A 24,495-nucleotide genomic window follows, 5' to 3' on the forward strand; every position below is an offset into this window, starting at 1 on the left:
CTAAGCACCGAGGTGGGAGCGGAAGAAGGCGACCGCCCGGTCCAGGTGCGGCTCGATCGGGGTGCCGATGAAGCAGTGCTCAGCGCCCGGGGTGAGCTCCAGGGTGCTGTCGGCGCCGACGGCGAGCAGTGCTGCGTGCAGCCGCTCGCTGGCCTCGTGGCCGACGACGGAGTCCTGGTCGCCGTGCATGAGCAGCGTCGCCGGGGCGCCCTGGTGGACATGGATGTGGCGAGACCCTGGCTGCGCACGGTGCCGCCGAGCGCAGTTACGTGCTCTGTGCGTTTCGAGCGGCGTCCGACCATGCATCAGGAGGATCCTGGAACTGACACAGCCATCCAAGTCTGCAGGGTCCGAGGGTGCGCCAGTAGGCTTGGTGCCACTCGCCTCAGACCGTCACCAGACGGTTCTGCTGACTGGCGGGGTCAAAATCCCACATCCCGTCGAGCAGAGCAGGGTCGAACACGTCCGGAACCTCGGTTGAGTACTGCTCATCCACCCAGAGCCCGGGTGCCTGGCTTAGGCTGGAGAATCCGGGGGCGCTCGTCCAGCATTTGCGCGCAAGGCGTCGACGCTGACTGCCAACGTCGACGAAGGGTGTGCGGCCGTGGACGAGAGTCCGGTTGTTGCTGATGATTCCGTCACCGGGCGTGTTGAGTTCAAGCCCAACGACGCCGGGTGCCCCAGGTCGGCATCTATCGATGAGCCACGAAAGGCAGGCGGCGAGCTCTTCACGCACCGATACCTGGTTGGCTTCATCTGGTTCGCGAAGGAAGACCGCGGGTCGTCCGACGCGATCCAGGTACAGGACTGGCGAGGTGATCTTGAGGATGCGGTCACCGCGCTGAGCGTGCATGCCCCCACCACCACGGGCCTAGGGAGCAGCTAGTCGTGGGCGTCCACCAGATACGTGCATCGCCTGGTCGCGTACTGGGTTAGTGGAGGCCCAATGCGCCTCGGGTGGCGCCAGGGGCGGCGGCGGTCGAGGTCCTTGCGGCGCACGAGGACGTCAGCGAGGGTGACGATCGTCACGAAGAGCGCGCCGCCGCCGAGGACGGCCAGGAGCAGGGTGCGACCGAAGCTGGCCAGGTCGCCGGTGACCTGTTCCTGGGAGCTGGGCCAGGGAGACCGGGGAGTGATGGCGACCGGAGTGGGGGCGTCCTCACCCTCGGCGTGGCCTTGACCGTCTGTCACGTGACCAGTAGTGTGCGAGGTTATCCGAACACAGCGTTGTGATCGAGCAAGGGGAAGATTATGAAACGGGCTCCTGGTAGGACTGTCGCACTCGTAGCGGCGTTGGTCGTAGGCCCAGGAGCAGCAGCAGCCTTCGGGGGGGCAGGTGAGTACTACTCGCGTTCGACGTGGAACTACTCAGGTGACCTGGCCGGCAAGCCCAGCGGACACGTGAGCATTTGCGACTGACCGCCACTGGGCTTTCTTTTGCCTATAAGAACAGCTCGGTCGCCCTGGATGACATCAGTTTCGAGGTGTCGGGTGACTGTGTTGGTCTCCTCGGTCCTAACGGGGCGGGGAAGACGACGCTGCTGTCGCTGCTGACGGGGGCGTTCTCGGTGCAGTCGGGCAGCCTCAGTCCCTCGGCGGAGAGCGCAAGGGTTGGGTATGTGCCGCAGGACTTGCGGATCGACCCCACTTTGACGACGGAGCAGTTTGTTGCGTACTGCGCGTGGCTCAAGGAGCTGCCTGTCAGGCAGTGGGATGGGCAGATTTCTCGGGTGCTGGACCTGTTGGACATCGGTGATTACCGGCGCACGCGCGTTGGTGCGCTCTCGGGGGGACTACGGCGGCGTGTGGCACTGGCCCAGGCCTTCTTGGGCGAGCCAACGTTGGTGGTGCTGGACGAGCCCAGCAATGCTTTGGATCCGGCCCAACGGCACGATCTGCTCGGGCTCTTGCGTTCCCTCAAGGGGGAGGTGGGGATCGTGCTGTCGTCCCACCTGGTGGAAGACGTTGTCGCGACAGCGGACGACATCATCATCTTGAATCGTGGACGTTTGGCGTGGGCCGGAGCGCTGCGAACGGTCGCTCAGCCCCCGCACGCCGCGGCGGAGCTGGAGCAGTTCTTTCTCTCAGTCACGGGGTGAGGCCATGGGCACCGTGGTCATGAACAGAGCGACATCAGGGTGGAGTCTGGGCGTCGGCGCCGTCCTTCTTCTGAGCGCCGTTGTTCTTGGCGTTTCCCTGGGGTCACTGCCCGATGGAGCTGATGGCGCGAACGCCGCCAACTATGCCCTGTCGACCGTGATGTTTCTGGGGCCATTGGTGGCCGGACTGACAGGCACGCTCACCGGGCAGGACGCCCGGGACAAGCAGCATGAGCTTGCCAGCTCTACTGCGCGGGGGCGTTTTGGTGGCGTGCTGGTCAACGTGCTCAGCGGTGTCCTGTGGGGCGGCGCGGCACACCTGGGGGTCCTCGTTGCGGCCCTCACGAGGGGAACGAACTTTGTGATGCGTCCCGCGGACGCGTCGTTGGTGGTGGCTGCCTGGGCCCTGCTGTTGGCCTGCTCGGTCGCGGGCGCCTGGATCGGGGTCTGGCGTTCCTCCCCGCACGCCGGCCTGTGGGCTGCAGGCATCTGTTTCGTCCTGGTGTACGGCGGCGGATATCTGGAGGAGTGGACGGCGCGGGCGGCCACGGTGTACCCGGGAACAGCCTTTCCCATCTTCATGGAACCCAATGCGCCCATGATCCTGGGCAAGAGCCTGCTGGTGAGCACGGTTGCTGTGCTCGGGCTGGCCGCGTTCACCCGACCAAGACGAGGCCGGCGAGCCGTGTCCGGCTTGGTAGCGATCGCGGCTGTGAGCGCAGGGGTGGTGATGATCAGAGGAGGCCCTGACCTGCCAGCGGTGCCGACAGCGACGCATGATCCGGTCTGCAGCCAACAAGACTCGTTCACCGTCTGCGCCTGGCCCCAGCACGCGGGCCGGTCTGCGCAGGCCCTCGAGGCCCTCGGTGTCCTTCAGTCCACGATCGGACACGTCTACCCGCTGCCGAAGACCTACCGCGAGGACGGAGCTGGTCCAGCCGCTCCCGGGGATGTCCTGATGGGATCGTTACCGGACCCGGACCATCCAGGAGGCACTGGAGAACTCGGTGCGCGGTTGGCGCTGCTGACCATCCCCCAGGGCCCCTGCCCTGACGGCGCGGCGACACAGGCGAAGTTTGACCTGACCCAGTGGCTCTACCAGGCGACAAGTTCCTTCTCGGAGCCACCGTCCACCAGCGACGCAGAAGTCAGGCGGCTGGTCGAGGAGTCGCAACGATGCGACGCCTGACCTGGCCGGTGCGCTGGTGGCACCTGGGTCCGGCGATCCTGCTCGTTCCATCGGCGACCATCCTCTTGGTCGCCCTGGGCCCGGTCTTCGTCACGCCGCAGGTCGCCACGCTCGGAGTGACTGTCCCCGGCCCGACCGCTCTCCTGTGCGGGCTCATGATCGCTTTCGCGACAGTGGCGACCCTGAAGGAGCCGACATCCGTCCTGCCCATGGTGACCCAGAGGGCACTGCCCCTATGGCGGGCAGCAAGAGTGCTGCTGCTGGTCGGAACCGCGATGACATTCTTCATCACCGCGAGTCCTGACCACGGACTCGCCGCAGTAAGCTGCGTCTGCGCCCTCACCGCCGAGAGCCTGCTCCTTGCTCGTCTCCTGTGGGCTGAGATCGCCTGGTCCTTGCCACTCCTGCACGCAGGCCTGACCATGACGTTCGGAACCAACGAGATCGGTGACATCCGGGCATGGGCATGGATCCTCACCCCCACGCCAAACCCCGCCGAGACGCTGGTGTCCGCGGGGCTCCTCGCGATCGGAGTCGTCGCCTGGGCCTGGGGATCCAACAAAGGCAGATGAACCCGCGCCCGGGCAACCCTTCGGTACAAGCCGACGAACCCTCCTCCGTGCGGCAAAGCGGCAATAGATTCGGCGTTTCCGGTGCCTCAAGCAACGTCCCTTCGTGACCTGCACCCACTGCCTCGGGGGCGGTCTTGGACCGCAGAAGAGGGGACTGTCCGACTCTGCCGCAACGGACTGGGAGTAGACGCTTGTCGAGCCGATCGCGTGATGCTCGATAGTGGATGGGTGGTACCCAAGCGCGTCGGCGAAGATTGTGGCTCTTCGCAGATGAGGGTGTAGTCGGCGCTGGCGCGTCGGTCCGGAGGTAGGTGTCGAGGTCTTCCGAAGATGGAGGTTCCTACGCCAGCCATCCGAAAGACCTCGACGTGCCCGACGCTACCTTCACGCGCCCCGACCGGATGACCTCGCGGTCATCGACGCGGCCTTCCCAGCACCCACCGCGGCCGAACCGCTCCAGATGCTCTAAGCACCGAGGTGGGAGCGGAAGAAGGCGACCGCCCGGTCCAGGTGCGGCTCGATCGGGGTGCCGATGAAGCAGTGCTCAGCGCCCGGGGTGAGCTCCAGGGTGCTGTCGGCGCCGACGGCGAGCAGTGCTGCGTGCAGCCGCTCGCTGGCCTCGTGGCCGACGACGGAGTCCTGGTCGCCGTGCATGAGCAGCGTCGCCGGGGCGCCCTGGTGGACGTGCTCGATCGGGGCAAGCTGGCGGAGCAGCTCGGGATCCTGACCGAAGGCCTCCCACCCGAAGAACGGATCCGGCTGGCCACCCGGGGGAGGCGGACCCACGAGACCGTCCAGTCGATCCGGGCCGTAGAAGAGGACCGCCGCGCGGGACTCGAGCGGGCCCGTCCCGACGCCGAGGTCTCCGAGCATTCGCCGGGGTGCATCCTCGCGGGTGCCGAGGAAGGCGACCATGGCGGCCAGGTGGGCGCCCGCAGACTCGCCCCAGAGCCCGAGGCGAGAGGCGTCCAGACCCAGCTCTGCCGCATACCGTCGCAGATAGCGGATCGCCGCCACGCAGTCGTGCAGGCAGCCCGGGAAGGGAGCCTCGCCGAGGAAGCGATAGTCGATCGTGGCGACCGCCATGCCTGCGGCGACGACCTTGTCGAACAAGGTCTGCTGGCCCCACTGGAGGGGTACGAGCCGGCGGTCACCCTCCGTCCAGCCGCCGCCGTGGATCCACACCACGAGGGGCACGGGTCCGGCGGCGCCGGCGGGGACGTGCAGATCGAGGGCCAGCGGACGGTGGCCTCGCACCGCGGCGTAGGTCAGGCCGGTGAACGTCCTCGCCCCGTGCACCTCGGTCCCCGTGAGCGGGGGCAGGAAGGCGGGTGGGGGATAGGGGCCGTCCTCGACCGGTGGCCTCAGGTCGCGCAGCTGCATGGCGCTCAGGATGTCATGACGCCCAGGTGCGTAACCGGCTGCAGACCCGGTCGCTGAACTCTTCGCGCGGCATCGCCTGCAGGCCCTCGCCGTCCGAGGTCGCGTTGATGTAGACCTGATCGGGGGAGAGGTCGGCAAGGTCCTCGGTGCGGAACGCGACCTGCGAGAGCACGCCCTTGACCTGCGAGCTGGCGCCGCCTGCGACATAGCCCCGGCCCGGCTCGACCGTGACCGCAGCACCGCCCCAGGGCTCTGCCGGACCGTCCAGCACGATCTGGCTCGTTCCCGTCACACCGGGCGGGTCGACGGTCCACTCGGCCAGCAGCGCATTGGTCTCGTCGTCGGCCAGACCGTCACGATCGCCGGAGAGGGTGACCTGGAGGGCTCCCGTGTCGCAGGGCTCGACGACCAGCACGGGTGCACCATCGTCGGTGACCGTGACTCCGATCGCCCCCACGACGTCTATGTCTGGTGCTATACATCCACCGAGCGCGCCCGCGGCGACCAGAGTGCCGGCGGCGATGACTGGAGTGCGTCCCATGCCTGATTATGTCGGCGCGAGAGAATTCGTTGCGTACACAACTGGCGCAATCCAACTGCCGAGTAGTCTGCGGACATGGCGAGTTCTCAAGGATTGGGGGCTGACCCGGCCTACCGGCGGTTGATCGATCTGGCTCGGGCGACTGGGGACACCGACTTGGTCAAGGGCATGGAGCACCTCAGCTTCAACTCGCGTTTGGACAAGCCCTTCGTCATCTACGAGAAAACGAGCAGGGTGGGACGTGCCGCCTTTGACGCCTTGAAGCTGCCGACGAGCGGAATCACTGTGCGTCAGGCGATGGACCGAGCTTGTGTTTACGCGGCTGCTCGTGCCGGGCATGGCTATCGGGAGTTTGCCGAGGCGCTCGCCCGGTACATCGAACATGGCTCCATACAGGAAGGCCCGGACGCCTCGGCCTCCTAAGAGGGGTCCCTGAGTCGGGCCAGCCACGATACTCGCGCGCCGATAAGTCACATTATGTAAAGTACCTCCCGCCTGTTGCAACTCTCCTCTTCCCTACCCCGACCTCGCCGTTAGGGCGCTGGCACAGGGGATGGAGACGGGCAGCTCACCAGAGAGATGCCCGCGCACCCAACAACGAGGAGTAGAACGTGACGAGCCAACCCCAGGTCAGCTGGTGCCCCCACTGCATGGACAACACCCCGTTCACTAGAACGACCTCCCAGCGGCGTCTTGACACAGAGGGGTGCCAATACCGGATGCGTCAGCTCAGGATTGCGTCGCCGAGTTTGCGGACGACGTACTGGTTGAGGCTGAGGTGTTCTTCGGCGGCCTTGATTGCGAGCTGGCGGTGAAGTCGTTCGCCGACGCGAAGATTGAACTTGCCCGAATAGGCCCGCGAGGACAGTGGCTCAGGGACCGGCTCGCCGCTGCGGTGCAGATCTTCAGCGACCTCGTCCACCAGCTCGCGGAGGCCGTGCAAGGCCTCGTCCTGCGTGGGAGCGAGCCAAGACAGAGAAGGTAGCTCGAGGCAGGTGGCGACGAACTCCTCGTCCTCGGGAGACCAGCTGACGCGGTACGTGTAGTGCGAGACGTCGGGCATCGTGGTGCTCACTGGGCTACCTCTTTCTTGTCGATCGCTGCCAGGACCTGCGGACCTGGTACGGCTTGGCCTTGCCGTGGTCGTTCTGGATATTCACTCCCGGGTCGCCGGGCCACGGGGTCTTGAACACGGCGTGCGAGCCGCGACTGGTCCTGGGTGGGCCGAAGTAGTGCTCGCACACCTTGGCGAGATCCTCGTACCGGATGTTGCTCGGGTTGGCGCGCATCTGAGCCAGGATCTTCGCAACGCACGGCACGCCCATAACGGTACTACGCGCAGTACCAAGATGCAACGGGCGGCGCGGTCCAGCCGCTGGGTCGCCGTCGCCTCCGCCCAGGCGGACCGCATGGCGTCGGCGCGTCTGCTTAGTTGCGGCAGGTCCTTTCGCCTTCCTTAGGTGCCCGAGGCCATGTAGGCAGCGAGGATGTAGTTGGGGTGGCGGTCGAGGTTCTTGCGGACTCGGTCGTAGCGCAATGCCGGAGGGCAACCGGGAGCCGTTGTACTCGGTCCGGATGTCGTCGAGCTCGGCGCGCAGCACTGCGGGGTCGGTGATCGTGTTCAGGTGCGGCCACTCGGCCTTGACGGTGCCGTTGAGGGACTCGATCCAGGCTTGGTCGGTCGGGGTGGCGGGCCGGCCGAAGTGCTGGGCGATGGCGACCATGGCCATGAACTTGCGGGTGTGGCTGGCGATCATCTGTGACCCGTTGTCGAAGACGGCGAGCAGGATCGGGGTCGCCTCGTCCTCCCCGTCCAGACCCAGTGCCCGCTCCAGGGTCTCGGCCCGGTCCAGGGCCTGCTCTAGCAGGCCCTCGGCGTCCAGTGCCTGCTCGAAAGCTAGGCGGGTGCTGTCGTAGATCCAGATCGAGTTCGGGGTGTAACTCGCCCAGTCCGGGAGCGAGGCGCTGCGCCTCTATCGCTTGCACACTGCTAGCATTGGCGTATGACGACGCTCTATGTTCGAGACGTACCCGCTGATGTGGCAGCGACCCTGAAGGAGCGCGCTGCCGAGGAGGGTAAGTCGCTGTCCGCGTACGTCGTGGCTGAGCTCAGCCGTATCGTCTCGCGACCGACCAACGCCGAGATGGTTCAGCGGCTACGTGATCTCGACCGCGACGAAGGGCCCACCAGCGGTGACATCGTCCAGGCGCTGAGGCGGTCGCGTCAGTGATCGTCGTCGACGCCTCGGCGATGGTCGAGGCCCTGGTGGGACGCGAGGTCGATGAGATGCTGCTCGATGCGTTGGGCGGTGAGGTCGCGGCGCCGCACATCCTCGACGTCGAAGTCCTCTCCGTTCTGCGAGGGCTTGTGCTGGGTCGCAAGCTAGGCGAGCACGCCGCCAGCGCCGCCCGCAACGTCCATTTCGGCTTTGTCATCGACAGGCACGCAACAGCGCCGTTGGCCGAGCGGATATGGGACCTGCGGTCTCAGTACACGAGCTACGACGCCGCCTACATCGCTATGGCGGAGGCGCTTGGGGTGCCGCTCCACACGTGCGACGCGAAGCTCGACAGCGGCGGCCACAACGCGGTCGTACACGTTCACGGACGGACGCACTGAACTGAACGAGAAGCACGTTGTCGTGATCATCAAGCACCCTGGCACGGGCAGCCTGACGAATCCAAGGCGACGACATGCCCCGATCTAATCCCGGAAATCACGTTTCGCGCGAACGGGGTGCACACTGCAGCATCCGTCGGTGCGGCCCCCTTCCCCGCCGGTGGCCGTGCCACGAGCCACTCCCGCCTTCTTTCGGACTGCGCGCGGCCGAGGTCGGCCCTACTGTCGAAGCATGAGCGACATCCTGAGCACCCACCCGTCCACGGACACCTTCGACCTGTCCCAGCTGCGCGCCGCCATCGACGCCCTCAACACGTGCGCCTCGAGCTGCGCGACCTGCGCGGACGCCTGCCTGCACGGCGACCACGTCGAGCACATGGTGCGCTGCATCGACCTGGACAACCAGTGCGCGGCGATCTGCCGGGCCACGGCCGAGATCCTCTCCCGCCCGGCCCCCAACGGCGACTCCTGGCGCAAGGTCGTCGAGGCGTGCATCGCCGTGTGCCGGGAGTGCGCCGACGAGTGCGCCCAGCACGACCACGAGCACTGCCAGCTGTGCGCCGCCGACTGCCGCGCCTGCGCCGACGCCTGCCAGGCGCTGCTGGACGTCGCCTCCTGAGTCGACCCTGCCCTCAGGCCAGCCGCGCGGGGAAGCCACCGGTGGCGACCGGGCCCCAGCGCTGCGGCGTGATGCGAAGCAGCGCCTTGCCCTGGTCGACCATCGCCTGCCGGTACTCCTCCCAGTCGGAGTGCTCCCCCGCGATATTGCGGAAGTACTCCACGAAGGGCTGCACGTCGTCGGCGGCCAGGATCACCTCGACCTCGCCGTCGACCTGCACCCACGCGCCGTCGAAGTCGTCCGAGAGCACGACCACCGATGCCCGCGGGTCCCGCTGGGCGTTCCTCGTCTTGGCACGCTCTGGGTATGTGGCAACCACCAGTCTGCCCGTATCATCCACTCCCCCGTGACGGGTGAGGACTGGACGGTCCCGTCCTTGCGGTAGGTCGTCAGGATCATCCGGTGCCGGGGCCGGACGAAGTCCAGCAGCCCGGCGAGGTCCACGTCCGTGTTCGTCGCGATCGTCCTGGCCATGGGCCCACGGTAGACCGGCGTCAGGTCCAGGTCTTGCTCAACGGCATGAGCGCCGCCACGTCCGGCTCGAAGCGCAGCTCCTGCGGGCTCCAGCAGTCGTCACGCAGCGTGGCGATCTCCGAACGGCACCCCGGGCAACGCAGGTTGGGCCCGTCGAGCCCGTCGTCCGCGCAGCACCCGTGGTGGCGGGCCGCGTCCTCGTGCGGGACGAGGTCGAGGCCGTCGTCGATATGGGTGACCAGGCACCCCACGGTCCCGACCGTCGCGCCCGTGGCGTCGCGGCCGATGCCCACGGGGTCTACCGCCACGTAGCCCACCGGGACCGTCGGGTCGTAGCCCTCGCCCCCTGCTCGGAGCTCCGGCTGCGGCATCTCGGGCAGCGGGTAGACCTCCCGGCTCAGGGCGCGGCCGCACCGGCGGCAGCCCACCACCTGCTTCTCGCTCACGATCCCGTCCCGGGAGCTCCCTCCCCGGGCTGCGAGCCGTCATAGCCCTCGATCACGATGATGTCGGAGACCGCGGCGGGCAACCGGTGCGCCATCGCCTCGGCATACTCCGGCGACCGGTAGCACTCCAGCGCCGTGGCGTAGTCGTCGAACTCGATGACCACGTTGCGCGACCTCGATTCCCCCTCGACCGCCTCGAAGGTGCCGCCACGGACCAGGAAGCGAGCCCCATACCGGGAGAAGGCCGCCGCATTGGCCTCGACGTAGCGCCGGTAGGCGGCCTCGTCCTGCACCTCGACCCGTCCGATCCAGTAACCCTTGGCCATACCCGCAGACTAGACGTCTATCGTCGAGCCATGGCGACCATCTTCACCAAGATCATCGAGGGCGAGATCCCCGGCCAGCTCGTGCACGCCGATGACGTGTGCGCGGCGTTCATGGACATCGAGCCGCTCACCCCCGGCCACGTGCTGCTCGTCCCGCGCGCCGAGATCGACCACTGGATCGACCTCGACGACGACACCACCGCCCACCTGATGTCCGTCGCCCGGCGCATCGGGCAGGCCCAGATGGAGGTCTTCGGGCGCGAGCGGATCGGCCTCGTCATCCAGGGCTTCGAGGTGCCGCACGCCCACATCCACCTCTTCCCCGCCGACGACATGGGCGACTTCGACGCAGACCGGCGCGGACCCCGCTCCCCCGAGGCCCTCGCCACCGACGCGGACGCGATCCGCGCCGCGCTCGGCCGCGCCTGAGGGACGAAGCCCGGACCGGCCCCTATCCTGCTGCGAACGGCTGCAGAGGAGAACTCCCATGACCGGTCAGCCCCGGGAGCACCGCACCGCCGACCTCGACGACGAGGCCGCGCGCTACCACCGTGAGGTCTACGACTGGGACTCCCCGGACTACCCCGAGGAGATGCACGGACGCGGGCTCGACTTCGGCCTGCTCCTGCTGCGCCTCACGTCCCTGCTGCTGCTCCCCCACGGGATCGCCAAGGCCTCCGACATGGCTGCCTTCACCCGCGCCGTCGACTCCAACGTCATCGGCGCCCAGGCCCCCGAGCTGTTCGCCTGGCTGGTGATGCTGGGTCAGGTCGCGCTCCCCATCCTGCTGGCGGTAGGGTTGTTCACCCGGCCCGCGGCCTTCCTGTGCGCCGCGATGATGTCGGCGATCTGGGCGCTCGCCGTGGCCTCCCGCCTCGACTACACCCTCCTGTCGGAGACCGGCGGTCTGACGGGCGAGAACGCACTGCTCTTCGTCGCGCTGCCGCTCGCGCTCGCCTTCACCGGTGCCGGCCGCTGGTCCCTGGACTCGATGCGCACCGACGGACGTCCGTAGCAGCGTTCGTTAGGCTCCCCGGGTGCAGTGCGACTACTTCGACGCCGGTGCGTGCCGCTCGTGCACGCTCATGGGGGTCGGGTATGCCGCACAACTCGCCTCCGCCTCCGCGCACCTGCGTGAGCTGCTGGGCGCCCACGTGCCGGACGGTGCCTGGCTGGCCCCCTTCGCCGGCCCGGAGGAGGGCTTCCGCAACAAGGCCAAGCTCGTGGTCGGCGGGACCAAGCACTCCCCCACGCTCGGCATCCTCGACGAGCACGGGCTCGGGGTGGACCTGCGCCACTGCGGCCTGCACGAGCCCGGCCTGGCCGCGGCGATCCCGGTGCTGGCGGACCTGGTCGGCGCGGCGGGGCTGACCCCCTACGACGTCCCGACCCGCCAGGGTGAGCTCAAGCACCTCCTGGTCACCCACTCCCCCGACGGGGAGCTGATGGTCCGCTTCGTGCTCCGCTCCCCCGGCCAGCTCCGCCGCGTCACCGAGCTGCTCCCCCTGCTCGGTGAGCGGCTGCCCGGCACCCGCGTGGCGAGCGTGAACCTGCAGCCCGAGCACAAGGCCGTGCTCGAAGGACCCGAGGAGATCGTCCTGACCCCGCGGGAGACCCTGCCGATGAGGGTCAACGACATCACGCTCCACCTGCGCACCCGCAGCTTCTTCCAGACCAACACCACGGTCGCGGCCGGCCTCTACGCCCAGGCCCGGGACTGGGTCGCGGACGCCTCACCCCGCAGCGTGTGGGACCTCTACTGCGGCGTCGGGGGCTTCGCCCTCCACCTCGCCGCGCCCGGCCGTGAGGTGCTCGGGATCGAGCAGTCGCACGAGGCGGTGCTCAGCGCCCGGCAGAGCGCGGCCGAGCACGGGATCGAGGCGAGCTTCGAGACCGGGGACGCGACCACATACCTGCAGGAGAGGACGGCGCCCGAGCTGGTCGTCGTCAACCCGCCCCGGCGCGGGATCGGTCCCCTGGCCGACTGGCTGGAGGGTTCAGGCGTGCGACGGGTCGTCTACTCCAGCTGCAACCCGCGGACCCTCGCAGACGACCTGGCGCGCATGCCCACCTTGCGGGTGAGGCATGCGCGCCTGTTCGACATGTTCCCCCAGACCCACCACCACGAGGTGATGGTGGACCTGGAGCGGGTGGGTTGACCCGGGTGGGTCCTAGTTGAGGGCGGCGAGGGCCGCGTCGTAGTCGGGCTCCTCGGTGACCTCGTCGACCAGCTGGGTGTAGACGACCTTGCCGGTCTCGTCGACCACCACGACGGCGCGGGCCAGCAAGCCCTCCATCCGACCGTCGGTGATCTTGACGCCGTAGTCCTCGCCGAAGCTGCTGCGGAAGGCGGAGGCGGCGGTGACGTTCTCGATCCCCTCGGCGCCGCAGAAGCGGGCCTGGGCGAAGGGCAGGTCCTGGGAGGCGCAGACGACGGTGGTGTTGTCCAGGCCGGCGGCGAGCTCGTTGAACTTGCGCACCGACGCGGCGCAGGTGCCGGTGTCCAGGCTGGGGAAGATGTTGAGGATCACGCGGCGGCCGGCGAGCTCGTCGCTGGTGACCTCACCCATGTCGGTGCCGACGAGGGTGTAGGACGGCGCCTCGGAGCCCACGGAGGGCAGCTCGCCGGCGGTGGTCAGGGGGTTTCCCTTGAAGGTGATGGTGGCCATGCCCTCGTTTCTACCACTGATGAGACAATGGACCCAGCCCACCGGAGGACGACGAGGAAGTTGGACAACGATGACGAACACCTTCAATGCGGTGCCTGATGCCAATGTCGTGCACAGCACGGCCTTCCTGGAGCTGGAGCAGCCGCAGGAGCGTCTCGAGCAGATCATCGAGGAGGCCCAGTTGCACCGTGGGTCCCTCCGCGAGCAGGACGGCTACACCATCCCCTTCCGCGAGGGCGGTTCGGTCCGGATCCGCATCGTCAACCGCGAGCCCGCCGGCCTGCAGTTCAGCGTCAACGCCCCCACCGAGGAGCGTCAGGCCCACATCCAGGAGGTCATCGCCGAGGAGATCGTCTCCGCCCTCGGCGACGGCACCGCCGACCTGGAGTGGCAGCCCGGCCAGTGAACGTCCGGGAGACCCCGGGTCCGTCCGTGGAGGCCACGCACCTCTACTCGAAGGGCTCGGGGTCTCCTGCACCCACCCGGACCACCTCGGCGTAGCCGGAGGACAGGTCCACGACGGTCGTCGGCTCGCACCCCGTCTGGTCACCGTCGATGACGACGTCGACCACGTGGTCGAGGGCCTCCTTGACCTCCCAGCCGTGGTCCAGCGGCTCCTGGTGCCCCGGCAGCAGCAGCGTGCTGGTCAGCAGCGGCTCACCCATCTCGGCGAGCAGGGCACGGCAGACGGGATGGTCCGGGATGCGGACACCGACGGTCTTCTTCTTCGGGTGCAGCAGGCGCTTGGGGACCTCCGAGGTCGCGGGCAGGATGAAGGTGTAGCTGCCCGGCGTCGCCGCCTTGACGGCCCGGAAGACCGCGTTGTCGAGCTGGACCAGTTGCCCCAGCTGGGCGAAGTCGGCGCACATCAGCGTGAAGTGGTGCTTCTCGTCCAGGCGGCGGATGTCGATGATCCTCGCCTTGGCGTCCGGGTCGCCCAGACGCGCACCGAGGGTGTAGCAGGCGTCCGTCGGGAAGGCGGCCAGCCCACCTCCCCGCAGCACCTCGGCCACCCTGCTGATCAGCCGGGGCTGGGGGTCGACGGGGTGGATGTCCAGGAAGGTCGCCATGCACCGACTCTAGCCACCCGGGCAGGTCCGCATCGGGAAGATCGCCCTCAGGCGGACGCGTCCTTCGTCACCGCGTCCAGGAAGTAGCGCAGCGTCGCGGTGAAGACCTTGGGCTGCTGGGAGTGCACCCAGTGCCCGGCCCCCTTGATCGTCACCAGCCGGGTGGAGGGGAACAGCGCCCGCATCGTCGGGGCCTGCTCGTCGGTGACATAGGGAGACTCGTCGCCGGCGATCCACAGCACGGGCCCGTCGAAGACCCGATCCTGGTGCGGGATGTCGTCGATGATGACCGGCAGGTCCGACAGCAGCAGGTCCAGGTTGGGCTGCCAGGAGAAGGTCCCCGCGTCGCGGTCGCGGCGCAGGTTCTGGAGGAGGAATCCGCGCAGGGTCGGCTGGGGCACGTCCTTGGCCAGCGCCCGGTCTGCGTCACCCAGGCTCTCCAGCGCGTCCAGGTCGATCTTCTTCAGCGCGCCCAGGAGGAACTCGAACTCGCTGGCCGACCCCGACCCGGTGGGGCTGATGTCGACCACCACGAGCGAGGCCAGCAGCTCGGGCGCGGTCAGCGCCAGCATCATGGCGACCTTGCCGCCCATCGAGTGCCCCACCAGGTGCACCGGCAGGTCGTCGGGGACGGTGCTGCGCAGGTGCTCGGCCAGGGCCTCGGCCATCTGGGCGTAGTCCACGTGATCGGTCCAGTCGGAGGCGCCGTGGTTGGGCAGGTCGACCATCAGCGCCCGGTAGCCGGGCTGCAACGCCTTGGCGATCCCCGAGAAGTTGCGTCCCCGCCCGAAGAGCCCGTGGGCGAAGACGACCAGCGGCCCCTCCTTGCCGACCATCGTGCTGCGCAGGCGGGTGACGGGCTGGCTGGTGCTCACCGGACGAGCCTACGTGCCGGGTCCGTCTGCGCCCATGACGGGCCGGGCCACGCCGGGTCAGGTCTTCAGCCAGCGCTGCATCGACGTGGTCTGGAGCTTGTGCACGAAGCCGACCTGCTCGTAGAGCCGCGTGGCTCCCGAGGGGTTCTCCGAGTCGACGCCGAGCTCGATCACGTCGTAGTCGCCGGACCGGGTCGCCAGGTCGATCGTGCGCAGCAGGGCGGCCGGGGCCAGGCCCCTCCCCCGCGCCTCCCGCACGGTGCCGACGATATCGACGTAGAGCTCCCGGTCGACCCACTCGCTGCAGATCACGTAGGCCAACGCCGCGCCTGCGTCGTCCAGGGCGACGGTGGAGACCTCGCCGCGACGTGAGCTCCCGCGCCAGTTGTCGTGCCAGGCCTGCTCGGACTGGGCCCCTGAGCCCCAGTGGTCCCGGAAGGCGTCGTTGTGGGCCAGGCGGATGGGCTCCTCGTGCTCGTCGGTCGGGCTGAGCAGCTGCACGCCCTCGACCTCGGGCACGGTGACTGCTCCGGTCAGGGGCCGGGTCAGCTCGTTGTAGAAGCGCACGGTCTCATAGCCGCGGTGCCTCAGCAGGCGCTCGGCGCCGGAGCCCACCAGTCCTCCGGAGGCGCGCAGGTATGCGGCACGCGCACCGTGGTGCCGCTCCCCCACCAGCTCTTCGGCCCGGGGCTCCATCCGGTCCATGAGCTCCCGTCCCAGGCCCTGGCCCCGGTATCCCTCCCGGACGCCGCCCGAGACCCAGCCACGCCCGTTGCCCTCGTTGTCGGGGGTGGTCGGGACACCCACCTCGGCGAAGCCGACCAGCGTCTCGCCGTCCCACACCCCGACGGAGTCGCGCTGCGGATCGAAGCCGGACCGCCCCATGTCGTGGGCGACGTCCTCCTCGCGGAAGAACTCCTCGGTGCCGTCGACGGTGGCCAGGTGGTTGACCAGCTCGGTGATGGCGGGGACGTCCTCCAGCGTCAGAGGGGCCCATCGGTGGTCGGAACGGGACGGATCCATGGGCCAAGTCTCAGACAGGTCGGCGCGCCCCGCCAAACGCATTTCCTGGTCTGCGACGATGGGCCGTCATGGAGGAGTTGTGGCACTACGTCGGCATCACCGGCCCCGGTGCGGTGGGCGTGGTGATCAGCACCGTGGTGATCTACTTCGTCTTCGGCGCGGTGCTGCGGCTGTGGGGCCAACGTCTCTGGTCGAGCCCGCGGAGCCTGGACCTGGCCGTGGTGACGGTCCTGGGCGCGATCGTGGGTCGCTCCACCATGGGCCACGTCCCCACCCTGGCCGGGGGTCTGCTGGCGCTGGGGACGCTGGCGATGCTCGAGCTGGTCTTCCGCGGTCTGCGCCGGCTCCCCCTCCCCCGGCTGCGCAAGCCTTCCAGCAGCGGGCGGGCGATGGTGCTCGCCGTCGACGGCAAGGTCCGCAACGACGCCCTGGCCAGGTCCGGCCTCACGCTGCCGATGCTGTGGAGCGCGCTGCGCCAGGCCGGGGTGAGCCACCCCTCCCAGACCTCCCTGGTCGTGCTCGAGCCCAATGGCCGGATCTCGGTGCTCCGCGCGGGCCAGCCGGTCCATCCCCGGGCGCTGCTCGGGGTCCGCGGAGCGCACACGGTGCAGCAGCAGCTGCGTGAGGCCGGTCTCCTGCACACCGACGCCGCCACCTTCGTCCCCCCGGACGCCCCGCCGGTGACCTCAGGCGGTGGCTCGAGCGCCCCGACCCCCGCCGCGGACGGCGTAGGCGGCGATCCCGGCCAGCACCAGGACGGCCCCGCCCAGCACGGAGCCGACCGGTAGCGACACCGCGAGCAGCAGACACCCGACCAGGCCGACGACCGGGACGACGCCCCCGAGCTTCCACTCGTGCCGGAGGGTGAACGCCGAGGCGTTGGCCACGGCGTAGTAGAGCAGCACCCCGAAGCTGGAGAAGCCGATGGCGCCTCGCAGGTCGGCGAACAGGACCACGATCAGGACCGCCACGCCCACCACGAGCTCGGCCACCCGCGGGATGGCGTCCGGGCCGGCCACGGTGGCCACGACCTTGGGCAGGTGCCCGTCGCGGGCCATCGCCAACGAGGTGCGGGAGATCCCCAGCACGAGGTTGAGGAGTGCTCCCAGCGCTGCCAGCCCGGCCACGATCCGGATCACCCAGGCCCATCCCGGGCCCCACACCGCCGCGGCCGTGGCGGCGACCGGGGCCTCCGAGGCCGCGGCGCCCTCCGGGCCGAGGACCCCGAGCACGGTGAGCCCGACGAAGAGGTAGACGACCAGCACCGCGCCCAGGGCGATCACGACGGCCCGCGGGATGACGCGCTCCGGCTCACGGACCTCCTCGCCGAGGGTGGCGATGCGGGCATAGCCGGCGAAGGCGAAGAAGAGCAGACCGGCCGCCTGGAGCACACCCAGCCACGGCAGGTCCAGGCCGCTGAGGACCGTCCCCTCCCCCGCCCCGGGCCCGAGGGGACCGAGCACATGGTCGGCGCGCCACCGCATACCCTCCGCCCGTGGCCAGAGCGCGGAGAGGCCGACGCCCAGGAGGGCGCAGCCGACGACGCTCACGATGACCTTGGAGGCGCTCACCGAGCGCTGGACCCCCATGAGGTTGAGCGCGGTGACGAGGATGACCGCAGCGACCGCCGCGAGGCGGGCTGCGTCGGGCACCAGGTAGGCGCCCACGACCATGGCCATCGCGGCGCAGGATGCGGTCTTGCCGATGACGAAGCACCATCCGGCAAGGTAGCCCCAGAACGGTCCCAGCCGTTCGCGGCCGTAGACGTAGGTGCCGCCTGCCGAGGGATAACGTGCGGCCAGCGCCGCCGAGGAGAGGGCGTTGCAGACGGCCACGACGGCCGCGAGGAGCAGCGCGACGAGGACGAGGCCACCCGCGCTGGCGGCGGCAGGGGCCCAGACGGCGAAGACACCGGCCCCGATCATCGAGCCCAGGCCGATGGTGACGGCGTCACCCAGCCCGAGGGTGCGCCGCATCGTGTCCGCCACGGAGGCCGCTCAGTCCATCTCGTAGGTGACCGGGGTCGGCAGCAGCACCGTGCGCGACACGGTGCAGAGCCGGTCCCGCGACATGGCCACGGCCTCCGGCAGCCGGGCCCGGGCCGCGTCCCCCTCCTCCCCCTCGGGGAAGGTGACCGAGACCTGGACGGTGATCGGCCCCATGTGGTTGCCCTGCTCGTCGCGGACCTTCTCCCCGCCCGCGGTCATCGTGAAGGAGGCAGGCTCGGCCAGGCGGGAGGTGAGCATGTCGATGTCGATCGCCGAGCAGCCCGCGATCGCGGTCAGGAGCAGCTCGACGGGGGTGAAGTCGGTGCTCTCACCGCCGGAGCCGAAGGTGAGGGTGCCGCCCCGGGCGTTGGTCGCCTCATAGGTGGTCGGGCCGGTCCGGGTCAGGGAGACAGCACGGTGCGCGTCGGTCATGGCCCCCAGTGTGTCAACCGCGGGCGGCTCCCGCACCAGGGGTGTCTTCGGGATCGATCTGGGGCATGGGCCAGGTGTGCACGGGGGCGTTGTCTTCGCTGTGCTCGATGTAGAGGTCGAACATCCGGCGCAGCGCCTCCTGGCGGCTGTGGCCGGCCGCCTCGAAGGCCTCGGTGACGGCGATCTGCCAGCTCGCGCCGTTGGTCCGGGTGCGGCAGCGACCCTCGATGACCGACAGATAGTGGCTGCGGACCTCGCGGCGCAGGCCGAGCGCGGCCAGCCCGTCGTCGGCGACCGAGAGCAGATGGTCGGCGATGAGGTCGACGGCCGAGATCTTGCCCAGGCCCGGCCAGGTGTGGACGCTGGTGATGCCGTGCTTGGCGGCGTCGGTGAAGTTCCGCTCCGCGTCCGAGAAGGGCATCTTGGTCCAGATCGGACGCCCGCTGGCGGTCATGGACTCCAGCAGCCCGTAGTAGAAGCAGGCGTTGGCGACCATGTCGATCGCGGTCGGCCCGGCCGGCAGGACGCGGTTCTCCACGCGCAGGTGCGGGACACCCTGGCTCGTGTCGTAGATCGGGCGGTTCCACCGCCACACGGTGCCGTTGTGCAGCTTCAGGTCGGCGAGGGACGGGGTGCCGCCGGCCTCCAGGATGGCGATGGAGTCCTCGTCGGAGCGCTCGGGCAGCAGGGCCGGGAAGGACCGGACGTTCTCCTCGAAGAGGTCGAAGATCGAGGTGATCCAGGAGCGACCGAAGTAGGCGCGGGGGCGCACGCCCTGGTGCTTGAGCTCGACCGAGCGGGTGTCGGTCATCTGGGTGAAGAGCGGGATGCGGGTCTCGGCCCACAGTCGACGGCCGAACAGATAGGGGCTGTTGGCCCCGATCGCGATCTGCAGGCTGGAGATGATCGAGGCGGCGTTCCAGTAGACCGGGAAGTCCTGGGGGGTCACCTGCTGGTGGAGCTGGACCGAGGTGCAGCCCGACAGCGGTCCGATCGTGTCGTGATAGCTGCTGATCTCCTCCCCCGTGGGGCCTTGGATCTCCAGCTCGAAGCCTTCGCCGCGCTCGCGGACCAGGGCGTCGTTGAGCGCCTTGTAGCGGACGCCGTCGGAGAGCCAGGGCCGGTCGAACTGCTCCGCCTCCAGGGTCGGCATGATGCCGATGGCCACCACCTTGGCGTCGCAGGAGCGGGCGGCGTCGCCGGCCCGGCGCAGGGACTGGGACAGCCATCGCTCCAGCCGGACCGCCTGGTCCCCGGCCATCGGACGGGGCGGGACGTTCATCTCGATGTTGTAGCGGCCGACCTCGGTCTGGAAGTCCTCGTCGGTGATCTCCTCGAGCACCTCCGCGTTGACCAGCGCGGGCGACAGATCGTCCTGGTCGACGAGGTTGAGCTCGATCTCCAGACCCATCTGCGGTCGGGTGAAGTCGAACCGGGATCCTTCGAGCATCCGCTCGAAGACGTCAAGGTCCTGCAGGACCTTGTGCCTGAACTCCAGGCGCTGCTCCCGCGTGAAGATGCTCCGGCTGACCTCTTGACCCATGCAGTGATACAAGCACATCGGGGGCGTTCACGCCTCCGACCCGGACCGCGAGTTCGCAGGTCCGGGCCGGTCGGGGCGTGGTGGGTCGGTCGCGGAGATGCGCCCCCGCGCGTGCGATCACTCCTCGAAGGCCTCCGGCGGAGGGCAGGAGCAGACCAGGTTGCGGTCGCCAAAGACACCGTCGATGCGTCGCACGGCGGGCCAGTACTTGCGGGCCGGGTCCACGCCGGGCGGGAAGGCGGCCTGCATCCGGTCGTAGGGGTGATTCCAGTCCCCGCTGGCGATCGACAGCGCGGTATGGGGCGCGTGCCGCAGGACGCTGTCCTCGACGCCGTTGGCGGCCGCCTTGTCGGCCTCCTCCCGGATCGCGATCATCGCGTCGATGAAGCGGTCCATCTCACCCAGGTCCTCGGACTCGGTGGGCTCGACCATCAAGGTGCCGGCGACCGGGAAGGACATCGTCGGGGCATGGAAGCCGTAGTCGATGAGACGCTTGGCGACGTCGTCGACGGTCACGCCCGTCTCCTTGGTCAGGGGACGCAGGTCCAGGATACACTCGTGCGCCACGAGGTCGTTGTTGCCGGTGTAGAGGACCGGGTAGTGGCCCTTGAGCCGGGCGGCGACGTAGTTGGCGTTGAGCACCGCGACCTGCCCGGAACGGGTCAGGCCCGCGCCACCGGTGAGGCGGATGTAGGCCCACGGGATCTGCAGGATGCCGGCCGAGCCGTAGGGCGCGGCCGAGATCGGTCCCGGACCGCTGTCGGGTCCGGCCTCGGCGTCCAGCGGGTGGTTGGGCAGGTAGGGGGCGAGGTGCTCCCGGACCGCGACCGGGCCGACGCCGGGGCCACCACCGCCGTGCGGGATGGTGAACGTCTTGTGCAGGTTGAGGTGGCTGACGTCACCGCCGAACTCGCCGGGCTTGGCGATGCCGAGCAGGGCGTTGAGGTTGGCCCCGTCGACGTAGACCTGCCCGCCGGCCTCGTGGACCAGCTCGCACAGCTCGGTGATGGTCTCCTCGTAGACGCCATGCGTCGAGGGATAGGTGACCATGATCGCGGCCAGGTTGTCCCGGTGCTGGTCGATCTTGGCCTTGAGGTCGTCGATGTCGATCTCGCCCTCGGCCGTGCTCTTGACCACGACGACCTTGAGGCCGGCCATCACGGCGCTGGCCGCGTTGGTGCCGTGCGCGCTGGCGGGGATCAGGCAGATGTTGCGCTGGTCGTCGCCGTTGGCCAGGTGGTACTTGCGGATCGCCAGGAGACCGGCGAACTCGCCCTGGGCGCCGGCGTTGGGCTGGATGCTGACCTGGTCGTAGCCGGTGATCTCCACGAGCATGTCGCACAGCTGGCGGATCAGCTCGCGGGAGCCCTCGGTCTGGTCGAGCGGGGCGAAGGGGTGCAGCGTGCCGAACTCGGTCCAGGTGATGGACTCCATCTCGGTCGTCGCGTTGAGCTTCATCGTGCACGAGCCGAGCGGGATCATCCCGCGGTCGAGGGCGTAGTCCTTGTCGGACAGCGACCGGATGTAGCGCAGCATGGCCGTCTCGGAGCGGTAGGTGTTGAAGACCGGGTGGGTCAGGTAGTCCTCGTCACCACGGGTCAGCCCGCCCAGGCCCGGCTCGTCCACCATCGGGATCGACTCGGGAGCCTCCACGCCGAAGGCTCCGGCCACGACCTGCAGGTCGGCCAGGGTGGTCATCTCGTCGGTGGACAGCAGCACCGTGTCGGCGTCGACCTGCCAGAGGTTGATGCCGCCCTCCCGTGCGGCGGCCAGCACGTCGGTGGCCTTGCCGGGGACCGTGACGGAGAGGGTGTCGAAGTAGTCCTCCCCCGCCAGCTCCAGCCCGCCGCCCGTGAGCGCGTCGGCCAGCGCCACGGCCTTGGCGTGCGTCTCGAGCGCGATCCGGCGCAGACCCTCGGGACCGTGCCACACCGCATACATCGAGGCCATCACGGCGAGCAGCACCTGGGCGGTGCAGATGTTGCTCGTGGCCTTCTCCCGGCGGATGTGCTGCTCGCGGGTCTGGAGGGCCAGCCGGTAGGCCTGGTTGCCGTCGGCGTCCTTGCTCACGCCCACGAGGCGGCCGGGCATGGTGCGCTCCAGCCCGGAGCGGACGGCGAGGTAGCCGGCGTGCGGGCCGCCGAAGCCGAGCGGGACGCCGAAGCGCTGGGTGGTGCCGACGGCGACGTCCGCGCCCCAGGAGCCCGGGGAGGCCAGAAGGGTCATGGCGAGCAGGTCGGCCGCGGCGGTGACGAGCGCGCCGGCCGCGTGGGCGGCCTCGGTCAGCGCCCGGAAGTCGCGGATCAGACCGTCGGCGCCGGGGTACTGGACCAGGACGCCGAAGACGTCCTGGTCGCCGGCGGCCACGCGCAGGGAGGCCTCGTCGGTGACCGACGTGACGTCGGCGACCACGACGGGGAAGCCGACCGCCTCGGCGCGGGCCTGGACGACGGAGAGGGTCTGGGGCAGGACGTGCTCGTCCACGAGCAGGACCGCGTCCTGGGCGACCTTGCTGGTGCGGCGCATCAGCGCCATGGCCTCGGCGGCGGCCGTGCCCTCGTCGAGCATGGAGGCACCGGCGATGTCGAGGCCGGTCAGGTCGGTGACCATCGTCTGGAAGTTGAGGAGGGCCTCCAGCCGGCCCTGGGAGATCTCCGGCTGGTAGGGGGTGTAGGCGGTGTACCAGGCGGGGTTCTCGAGGATGTTGCGCAGCACCACCGGCGGGGTCTGGGTGCCGTAGTAGCCCAGGCCGATCATGGGGGTCAGGACCTGGTTGCGGGAGGCGAGCTCGCGCAGCTCGGCGATCACCGCCTGCTCGCTGGGGGCGGCCGGCAGGTCGAGCGGTCGCGTGGTGCGGATCGCGGCCGGGACGGCGGCGTCGACCAGGGACTCGAGGCTGTCGTAGCCCAGGGTCGAGAGCATGTGCTCGACGTCGCTGTCGCGGGGGCCGATGTGGCGGCCGACGAACTCGGCCAGGACGATGTGGTCCAGCTCCGGGCTGTCGTCGGTCACGACGGTCGCGGCGTCGGTCGCGGCGCTGGGGGCGGTCTGGTCAGTCATTGCAACTCCTAGGGACAAGGGTCACTACCCTCCCCCTCTGTCCGCCCGCGTCCGCGCAGAGCGTTCCAGAGTTGCCTGACCCGCGTGGTCCTGGTCGCCTGAGAGCTTGTCGGGGAAGATTGCCCCTTCGGCGCCCCACTCGGAGGTGGAGTCTCTCCCACGCGGGGTCGACGGCTCCGCCCAACCTATCAGGCTGGCACGTGCCGCGCGATCGTTGCCGCGCGCCCCCAAGCACGTCACCTCGTGGTGGCGCGGAAGGGCGTGGAAGGGCTTGGTCAGGAGGTGCGGCGGGCGCGGCGGCGGGCCGACAGCTCGTCGCCGGGGTGGTCCACGATCTCATCCTCGGCGCGCTCGTTGGGCAGCTCGGCGAGCTGGCCCTCGACCTCGTGCCAGACCTTGCCGACGGCGATGGCGAAGACGCCCTGGCCGCCACGGACGAGGTCGATGACCTCGTCGTCGCTGGTGCACTCGTAGACGCTGGCACCGTCGCTCATGAGGGTGATCCGGGCGAGGTCGTGCACGCCGCGCTCACGCAGCGCCGAGACGGCGACGCGGATCTGCTGCAGCGAGATGCCGGTGTCGAGCAGGCGCTTGATGATCTTCAGCACGAGGATGTCGCGGAAGCTGTAGAGCCGCTGGGTGCCCGAGCCGCTGGGGTTGCGGACAGAGGGCTCGAGCAGACCCGTGCGGGCCCAGTAGTCGAGCTGGCGGTAGGTGACGCCGGCAGCGCCGCAGGCGGTCGGTCCGCGGAAGCCGATGGTCTCATCCATCACGGGAGTGTCCTGGGTGAACAGGACGCCCTGGGTGGGGCTGTCGACCCGGCCGGCTCCGGCCTGTCCGGGTGCGTCTGCGCCAGCGCTCACCGTTCCTCCTCGTGCGTCGTGCTCATGTGACTCGTGTGACTCATGAGACTGATGTGTGCTGTGTGCACACCCTGACGGTATGCGGCGGCACGGGGGTGGTCAACGACCGACGCGCCGGGGTCGCCTGCGACCTTGACCATCGGGGCCGTGTGCACACCGGCCGGGCCCCTTCCGGTCATGGCTCCCCCGCCTCTCGGCCGCCGTGGCCCTCCCCGGGCTGCTCGTGCTCGAAGTCCTCGGCCGAGACCTGGTCGAGGAACTCGCGGAAACGCTCCACCTCGTCGTCCTCCTCGACGGCCATGGTGATGCCCACCTCGTCGAGGAGCTCCTCCGGGGCCAGGATCGGCGTGACCGTGCGCAGCGCCAGGGCGATGGCGTCGGAGGGTCGGCAGGAGACCACGGTGCCTCCGTCGAAGTGCAGCTCGGCGTAGAAGACGCCCTCGTCGAGGGAGGTGATGTGGACCGCCTCCAGCTGACGGCCGAGCTCGCGGATCACCTGGGCGAAGAGGTCGTGGGTCAGCGGTCGCGGCGGCTCGACGCCCTGCTCGGCATAGGCGATCGCGGTGGCCTCGGGCGCGCCGATCCAGATCGGCACGTAGCGCATGCCATCGCGCTCACGCAGCAGCACGATCGGGCTGTTGGTGGGCATCTCGACCCGTACGCCGAGCACGTCGAGGGTGATCACCCCACCCAGGGTACCGGG

At 69.3% G+C, this 24,495-nt stretch carries 31 protein-coding genes, 1 pseudogene and 1 riboswitch; of the genes and pseudogenes, 12 read left to right on the forward strand and 20 right to left on the reverse strand.

Translation table 11 applies throughout. The annotated features are described in order from the left end of the window. The 3 genes from ACTMMA_RS16805 to ACTMMA_RS16815 form a co-directional block, all read right to left on the reverse strand. Positions 1-306, reverse strand: a complete 306-nt coding sequence (locus tag ACTMMA_RS16805; protein ID WP_441191257.1) for an alpha/beta hydrolase family protein — start codon at positions 304-306, stop codon at positions 1-3. Positions 307-385: 79 nt separating this feature from the next. After that, a complete protein-coding gene (locus ACTMMA_RS16810; protein ID WP_441191258.1) occupies positions 386-853 on the reverse strand; it encodes a Fe(II)-2OG oxygenase family protein in 468 nt (155 codons plus the stop codon). Positions 854-882: 29 nt separating this feature from the next. Beyond that, entirely contained in the window at positions 883-1,191 is a 309-nt protein-coding gene (locus tag ACTMMA_RS16815) for a hypothetical protein (protein ID WP_441191259.1), read from the reverse strand. 218 nt (positions 1,192-1,409) lie between these two features. Here ACTMMA_RS16815 and ACTMMA_RS16820 point away from each other — a divergent pair, with 218 nt between their 5' ends. From ACTMMA_RS16820 to ACTMMA_RS16830, 3 genes are read left to right on the forward strand one after another with little or no spacing between them, the layout of a single operon-like run. Next, positions 1,410-2,099: an ABC transporter ATP-binding protein gene (locus ACTMMA_RS16820; protein ID WP_441191260.1), complete on the forward strand. Its 690-nt coding sequence runs from the start codon at positions 1,410-1,412 to the stop codon at positions 2,097-2,099. Positions 2,100-2,103: 4 nt separating this feature from the next. Next, positions 2,104-3,288, forward strand: a complete 1,185-nt coding sequence (locus ACTMMA_RS16825) for a hypothetical protein (protein WP_441191261.1) — start codon at positions 2,104-2,106, stop codon at positions 3,286-3,288. Beyond that, complete coding sequence (locus tag ACTMMA_RS16830; RefSeq protein WP_441191262.1) at positions 3,276-3,860, forward strand: hypothetical protein; 585 nt, start codon at positions 3,276-3,278, stop codon at positions 3,858-3,860. The genes ACTMMA_RS16825 and ACTMMA_RS16830 overlap by 13 nt, the downstream gene beginning before the upstream one ends. Positions 3,861-4,325: 465 nt before the next feature. Here the strand turns inward: ACTMMA_RS16830 and ACTMMA_RS16835 are convergent, their stop codons facing one another. Next, entirely contained in the window at positions 4,326-5,243 is a 918-nt protein-coding gene (locus ACTMMA_RS16835) for an alpha/beta hydrolase fold domain-containing protein (protein WP_441191263.1), read from the reverse strand. A gap of 13 nt (positions 5,244-5,256) precedes the next feature. After that, positions 5,257-5,784, reverse strand: coding sequence for a hypothetical protein (locus ACTMMA_RS16840; RefSeq protein WP_441191264.1), 528 nt, complete (start codon positions 5,782-5,784; stop codon positions 5,257-5,259). Positions 5,785-5,859: 75 nt separating this feature from the next. On the opposite strand from ACTMMA_RS16840, the gene ACTMMA_RS16845 reads away from it, so the two are divergent. Then, entirely contained in the window at positions 5,860-6,207 is a 348-nt protein-coding gene (locus ACTMMA_RS16845; RefSeq protein WP_441191265.1) for a hypothetical protein, read from the forward strand. 301 nt (positions 6,208-6,508) lie between these two features. Here ACTMMA_RS16845 and ACTMMA_RS16850 read toward each other — a convergent pair whose 3' ends face one another. Beyond that, entirely contained in the window at positions 6,509-6,859 is a 351-nt protein-coding gene (locus tag ACTMMA_RS16850; protein ID WP_441191266.1) for a type II toxin-antitoxin system HicB family antitoxin, read from the reverse strand. Between the two features lie 4 nt (positions 6,860-6,863). Continuing rightward, on the reverse strand, positions 6,864-7,541 hold the full coding sequence (locus ACTMMA_RS16855; RefSeq protein ID WP_441191267.1) for an integrase core domain-containing protein: 678 nt from the start codon (positions 7,539-7,541) through the stop codon (positions 6,864-6,866). Between the two features lie 246 nt (positions 7,542-7,787). Here ACTMMA_RS16855 and ACTMMA_RS16860 point away from each other — a divergent pair, with 246 nt between their 5' ends. The 3 genes from ACTMMA_RS16860 to ACTMMA_RS16870 all read left to right on the forward strand — a co-directional run bounded on the left by ACTMMA_RS16860 (position 7,788) and on the right by ACTMMA_RS16870 (position 9,023). Next, the gene (locus ACTMMA_RS16860) at positions 7,788-8,015 is read left to right on the forward strand and encodes a FitA-like ribbon-helix-helix domain-containing protein (protein WP_441191268.1); all 228 of its coding nucleotides are present in this window, start codon (positions 7,788-7,790) and stop codon (positions 8,013-8,015) included. Beyond that, positions 8,012-8,404 (forward strand): type II toxin-antitoxin system VapC family toxin, encoded by a 393-nt coding sequence (locus tag ACTMMA_RS16865; protein WP_441191269.1) that lies wholly within the window; start codon positions 8,012-8,014, stop codon positions 8,402-8,404. Before ACTMMA_RS16860 ends, ACTMMA_RS16865 begins: the two co-directional genes overlap by 4 nt. A gap of 232 nt (positions 8,405-8,636) precedes the next feature. Then, positions 8,637-9,023, forward strand: a complete 387-nt coding sequence (locus ACTMMA_RS16870; RefSeq protein ID WP_441191270.1) for a four-helix bundle copper-binding protein — start codon at positions 8,637-8,639, stop codon at positions 9,021-9,023. A gap of 13 nt (positions 9,024-9,036) precedes the next feature. On the opposite strand, the pseudogene ACTMMA_RS16875 reads toward ACTMMA_RS16870, so the two are convergent. The 3 genes and pseudogenes from ACTMMA_RS16875 to ACTMMA_RS16885 all read right to left on the reverse strand — a co-directional run bounded on the left by ACTMMA_RS16875 (position 9,037) and on the right by ACTMMA_RS16885 (position 10,269). Next, positions 9,037-9,497, reverse strand: a pseudogene (locus ACTMMA_RS16875) (PPOX class F420-dependent oxidoreductase). Between the two features lie 20 nt (positions 9,498-9,517). Continuing rightward, positions 9,518-9,943: a hypothetical protein gene (locus ACTMMA_RS16880; protein WP_441191271.1), complete on the reverse strand. Its 426-nt coding sequence runs from the start codon at positions 9,941-9,943 to the stop codon at positions 9,518-9,520. Then, complete coding sequence (locus tag ACTMMA_RS16885; protein ID WP_441191272.1) at positions 9,940-10,269, reverse strand: DUF1330 domain-containing protein; 330 nt, start codon at positions 10,267-10,269, stop codon at positions 9,940-9,942. The genes ACTMMA_RS16880 and ACTMMA_RS16885 overlap by 4 nt, the downstream gene beginning before the upstream one ends. A 30-nt stretch (positions 10,270-10,299) precedes the next feature. Between ACTMMA_RS16885 and ACTMMA_RS16890 the strand changes: the two genes are divergently transcribed. From ACTMMA_RS16890 to rlmC, 3 genes are read left to right on the forward strand one after another with little or no spacing between them, the layout of a single operon-like run. Further along, the gene (locus ACTMMA_RS16890) at positions 10,300-10,698 is read left to right on the forward strand and encodes an HIT family protein (RefSeq protein WP_441191273.1); all 399 of its coding nucleotides are present in this window, start codon (positions 10,300-10,302) and stop codon (positions 10,696-10,698) included. A 58-nt stretch (positions 10,699-10,756) separates the two neighbouring features. After that, positions 10,757-11,284, forward strand: coding sequence for a DoxX family protein (locus ACTMMA_RS16895; RefSeq protein ID WP_441191274.1), 528 nt, complete (start codon positions 10,757-10,759; stop codon positions 11,282-11,284). 22 nt (positions 11,285-11,306) lie between these two features. Next, a complete protein-coding gene (rlmC, locus tag ACTMMA_RS16900; RefSeq protein ID WP_441191275.1) occupies positions 11,307-12,428 on the forward strand; it encodes a 23S rRNA (uracil(747)-C(5))-methyltransferase RlmC in 1,122 nt (373 codons plus the stop codon). A 12-nt stretch (positions 12,429-12,440) separates the two neighbouring features. Here the strand turns inward: rlmC and tpx are convergent, their stop codons facing one another. Continuing rightward, a complete protein-coding gene (tpx, locus tag ACTMMA_RS16905; protein ID WP_441191276.1) occupies positions 12,441-12,938 on the reverse strand; it encodes a thiol peroxidase in 498 nt (165 codons plus the stop codon). A 70-nt stretch (positions 12,939-13,008) separates the two neighbouring features. Here tpx and ACTMMA_RS16910 point away from each other — a divergent pair, with 70 nt between their 5' ends. Then, entirely contained in the window at positions 13,009-13,344 is a 336-nt protein-coding gene (locus tag ACTMMA_RS16910; RefSeq protein WP_441191277.1) for a hypothetical protein, read from the forward strand. Between the two features lie 43 nt (positions 13,345-13,387). Here ACTMMA_RS16910 and ACTMMA_RS16915 read toward each other — a convergent pair whose 3' ends face one another. The 3 genes from ACTMMA_RS16915 to ACTMMA_RS16925 are packed head-to-tail and all read right to left on the reverse strand — an operon-like array spanning position 13,388 to position 15,906. Then, positions 13,388-14,008, reverse strand: coding sequence for an L-threonylcarbamoyladenylate synthase (locus ACTMMA_RS16915; RefSeq protein ID WP_441191278.1), 621 nt, complete (start codon positions 14,006-14,008; stop codon positions 13,388-13,390). Positions 14,009-14,055: 47 nt separating this feature from the next. Then, positions 14,056-14,883, reverse strand: a complete 828-nt coding sequence (locus ACTMMA_RS16920) for an alpha/beta fold hydrolase (RefSeq protein ID WP_441191279.1) — start codon at positions 14,881-14,883, stop codon at positions 14,056-14,058. Between the two features lie 57 nt (positions 14,884-14,940). After that, positions 14,941-15,906 carry a GNAT family N-acetyltransferase gene (locus ACTMMA_RS16925; RefSeq protein ID WP_441191280.1) on the reverse strand — a complete coding sequence of 322 codons (966 nt, stop codon included), beginning with the start codon at positions 15,904-15,906 and terminating at the stop codon, positions 14,941-14,943. 68 nt (positions 15,907-15,974) lie between these two features. Between ACTMMA_RS16925 and ACTMMA_RS16930 the strand changes: the two genes are divergently transcribed. Next, positions 15,975-16,694 (forward strand): DUF421 domain-containing protein, encoded by a 720-nt coding sequence (locus ACTMMA_RS16930; RefSeq protein ID WP_441191281.1) that lies wholly within the window; start codon positions 15,975-15,977, stop codon positions 16,692-16,694. Here ACTMMA_RS16930 and ACTMMA_RS16935 read toward each other — a convergent pair. The 6 genes from ACTMMA_RS16935 to ACTMMA_RS16960 form a co-directional block, all read right to left on the reverse strand. Beyond that, a complete protein-coding gene (locus tag ACTMMA_RS16935; RefSeq protein WP_441191282.1) occupies positions 16,593-17,882 on the reverse strand; it encodes an APC family permease in 1,290 nt (429 codons plus the stop codon). The two genes, ACTMMA_RS16930 and ACTMMA_RS16935, sit on opposite strands and share 102 nt — an antisense overlap. Before the next feature lie 21 nt (positions 17,883-17,903). Continuing rightward, entirely contained in the window at positions 17,904-18,326 is a 423-nt protein-coding gene (locus tag ACTMMA_RS16940; protein WP_441191283.1) for an OsmC family protein, read from the reverse strand. 13 nt (positions 18,327-18,339) lie between these two features. Next, positions 18,340-19,869 (reverse strand): glutamate-cysteine ligase family protein, encoded by a 1,530-nt coding sequence (locus tag ACTMMA_RS16945; protein ID WP_441191284.1) that lies wholly within the window; start codon positions 19,867-19,869, stop codon positions 18,340-18,342. Positions 19,870-19,986: 117 nt separating this feature from the next. Further along, complete coding sequence (gene gcvP, locus ACTMMA_RS16950; protein WP_441191285.1) at positions 19,987-22,929, reverse strand: aminomethyl-transferring glycine dehydrogenase; 2,943 nt, start codon at positions 22,927-22,929, stop codon at positions 19,987-19,989. Positions 22,930-23,004: 75 nt separating this feature from the next. Beyond that, positions 23,005-23,099: riboswitch (glycine riboswitch) on the reverse strand. A gap of 105 nt (positions 23,100-23,204) precedes the next feature. Further along, a complete protein-coding gene (locus ACTMMA_RS16955; RefSeq protein ID WP_441191286.1) occupies positions 23,205-23,792 on the reverse strand; it encodes a MerR family transcriptional regulator in 588 nt (195 codons plus the stop codon). 175 nt (positions 23,793-23,967) lie between these two features. Next, the gene (locus ACTMMA_RS16960) at positions 23,968-24,477 is read right to left on the reverse strand and encodes a bifunctional nuclease family protein (RefSeq protein WP_441191287.1); all 510 of its coding nucleotides are present in this window, start codon (positions 24,475-24,477) and stop codon (positions 23,968-23,970) included. Positions 24,478-24,495 lie beyond the last annotated feature (18 nt).

Source organism: Ornithinimicrobium panacihumi, from assembly GCF_052073805.1.
GTDB lineage: Bacteria > Actinomycetota > Actinomycetes > Actinomycetales > Dermatophilaceae > Ornithinicoccus > Ornithinicoccus panacihumi.

Coding starts and splice junctions, on each gene's coding strand:
- ACTMMA_RS16805 (WP_441191257.1), bottom strand. CDS start 306: ATGCATGGTCGGACGCCGCTCGAAACGCACAGAGCACGTAACTGCGCT.
- ACTMMA_RS16810 (WP_441191258.1), bottom strand. CDS start 853: ATGCACGCTCAGCGCGGTGACCGCATCCTCAAGATCACCTCGCCAGTC.
- ACTMMA_RS16825 (WP_441191261.1), top strand. CDS start 2,104: ATGGGCACCGTGGTCATGAACAGAGCGACATCAGGGTGGAGTCTGGGC.
- ACTMMA_RS16830 (WP_441191262.1), top strand. CDS start 3,276: ATGCGACGCCTGACCTGGCCGGTGCGCTGGTGGCACCTGGGTCCGGCG.
- ACTMMA_RS16835 (WP_441191263.1), bottom strand. CDS start 5,243: ATGCAGCTGCGCGACCTGAGGCCACCGGTCGAGGACGGCCCCTATCCC.
- ACTMMA_RS16840 (WP_441191264.1), bottom strand. CDS start 5,784: ATGGGACGCACTCCAGTCATCGCCGCCGGCACTCTGGTCGCCGCGGGC.
- ACTMMA_RS16845 (WP_441191265.1), top strand. CDS start 5,860: ATGGCGAGTTCTCAAGGATTGGGGGCTGACCCGGCCTACCGGCGGTTG.
- ACTMMA_RS16855 (WP_441191267.1), bottom strand. CDS start 7,541: ATGATCGCCAGCCACACCCGCAAGTTCATGGCCATGGTCGCCATCGCC.
- ACTMMA_RS16860 (WP_441191268.1), top strand. CDS start 7,788: ATGACGACGCTCTATGTTCGAGACGTACCCGCTGATGTGGCAGCGACC.
- ACTMMA_RS16870 (WP_441191270.1), top strand. CDS start 8,637: ATGAGCGACATCCTGAGCACCCACCCGTCCACGGACACCTTCGACCTG.
- ACTMMA_RS16885 (WP_441191272.1), bottom strand. CDS start 10,269: ATGGCCAAGGGTTACTGGATCGGACGGGTCGAGGTGCAGGACGAGGCC.
- ACTMMA_RS16890 (WP_441191273.1), top strand. CDS start 10,300: ATGGCGACCATCTTCACCAAGATCATCGAGGGCGAGATCCCCGGCCAG.
- ACTMMA_RS16895 (WP_441191274.1), top strand. CDS start 10,757: ATGACCGGTCAGCCCCGGGAGCACCGCACCGCCGACCTCGACGACGAG.
- tpx (WP_441191276.1), bottom strand. CDS start 12,938: ATGGCCACCATCACCTTCAAGGGAAACCCCCTGACCACCGCCGGCGAG.
- ACTMMA_RS16910 (WP_441191277.1), top strand. CDS start 13,009: ATGACGAACACCTTCAATGCGGTGCCTGATGCCAATGTCGTGCACAGC.
- ACTMMA_RS16915 (WP_441191278.1), bottom strand. CDS start 14,008: ATGGCGACCTTCCTGGACATCCACCCCGTCGACCCCCAGCCCCGGCTG.
- ACTMMA_RS16925 (WP_441191280.1), bottom strand. CDS start 15,906: ATGGATCCGTCCCGTTCCGACCACCGATGGGCCCCTCTGACGCTGGAG.
- ACTMMA_RS16930 (WP_441191281.1), top strand. CDS start 15,975: ATGGAGGAGTTGTGGCACTACGTCGGCATCACCGGCCCCGGTGCGGTG.
- ACTMMA_RS16935 (WP_441191282.1), bottom strand. CDS start 17,882: ATGCGGCGCACCCTCGGGCTGGGTGACGCCGTCACCATCGGCCTGGGC.
- ACTMMA_RS16940 (WP_441191283.1), bottom strand. CDS start 18,326: ATGACCGACGCGCACCGTGCTGTCTCCCTGACCCGGACCGGCCCGACC.
- ACTMMA_RS16945 (WP_441191284.1), bottom strand. CDS start 19,869: ATGGGTCAAGAGGTCAGCCGGAGCATCTTCACGCGGGAGCAGCGCCTG.
- gcvP (WP_441191285.1), bottom strand. CDS start 22,929: ATGACTGACCAGACCGCCCCCAGCGCCGCGACCGACGCCGCGACCGTC.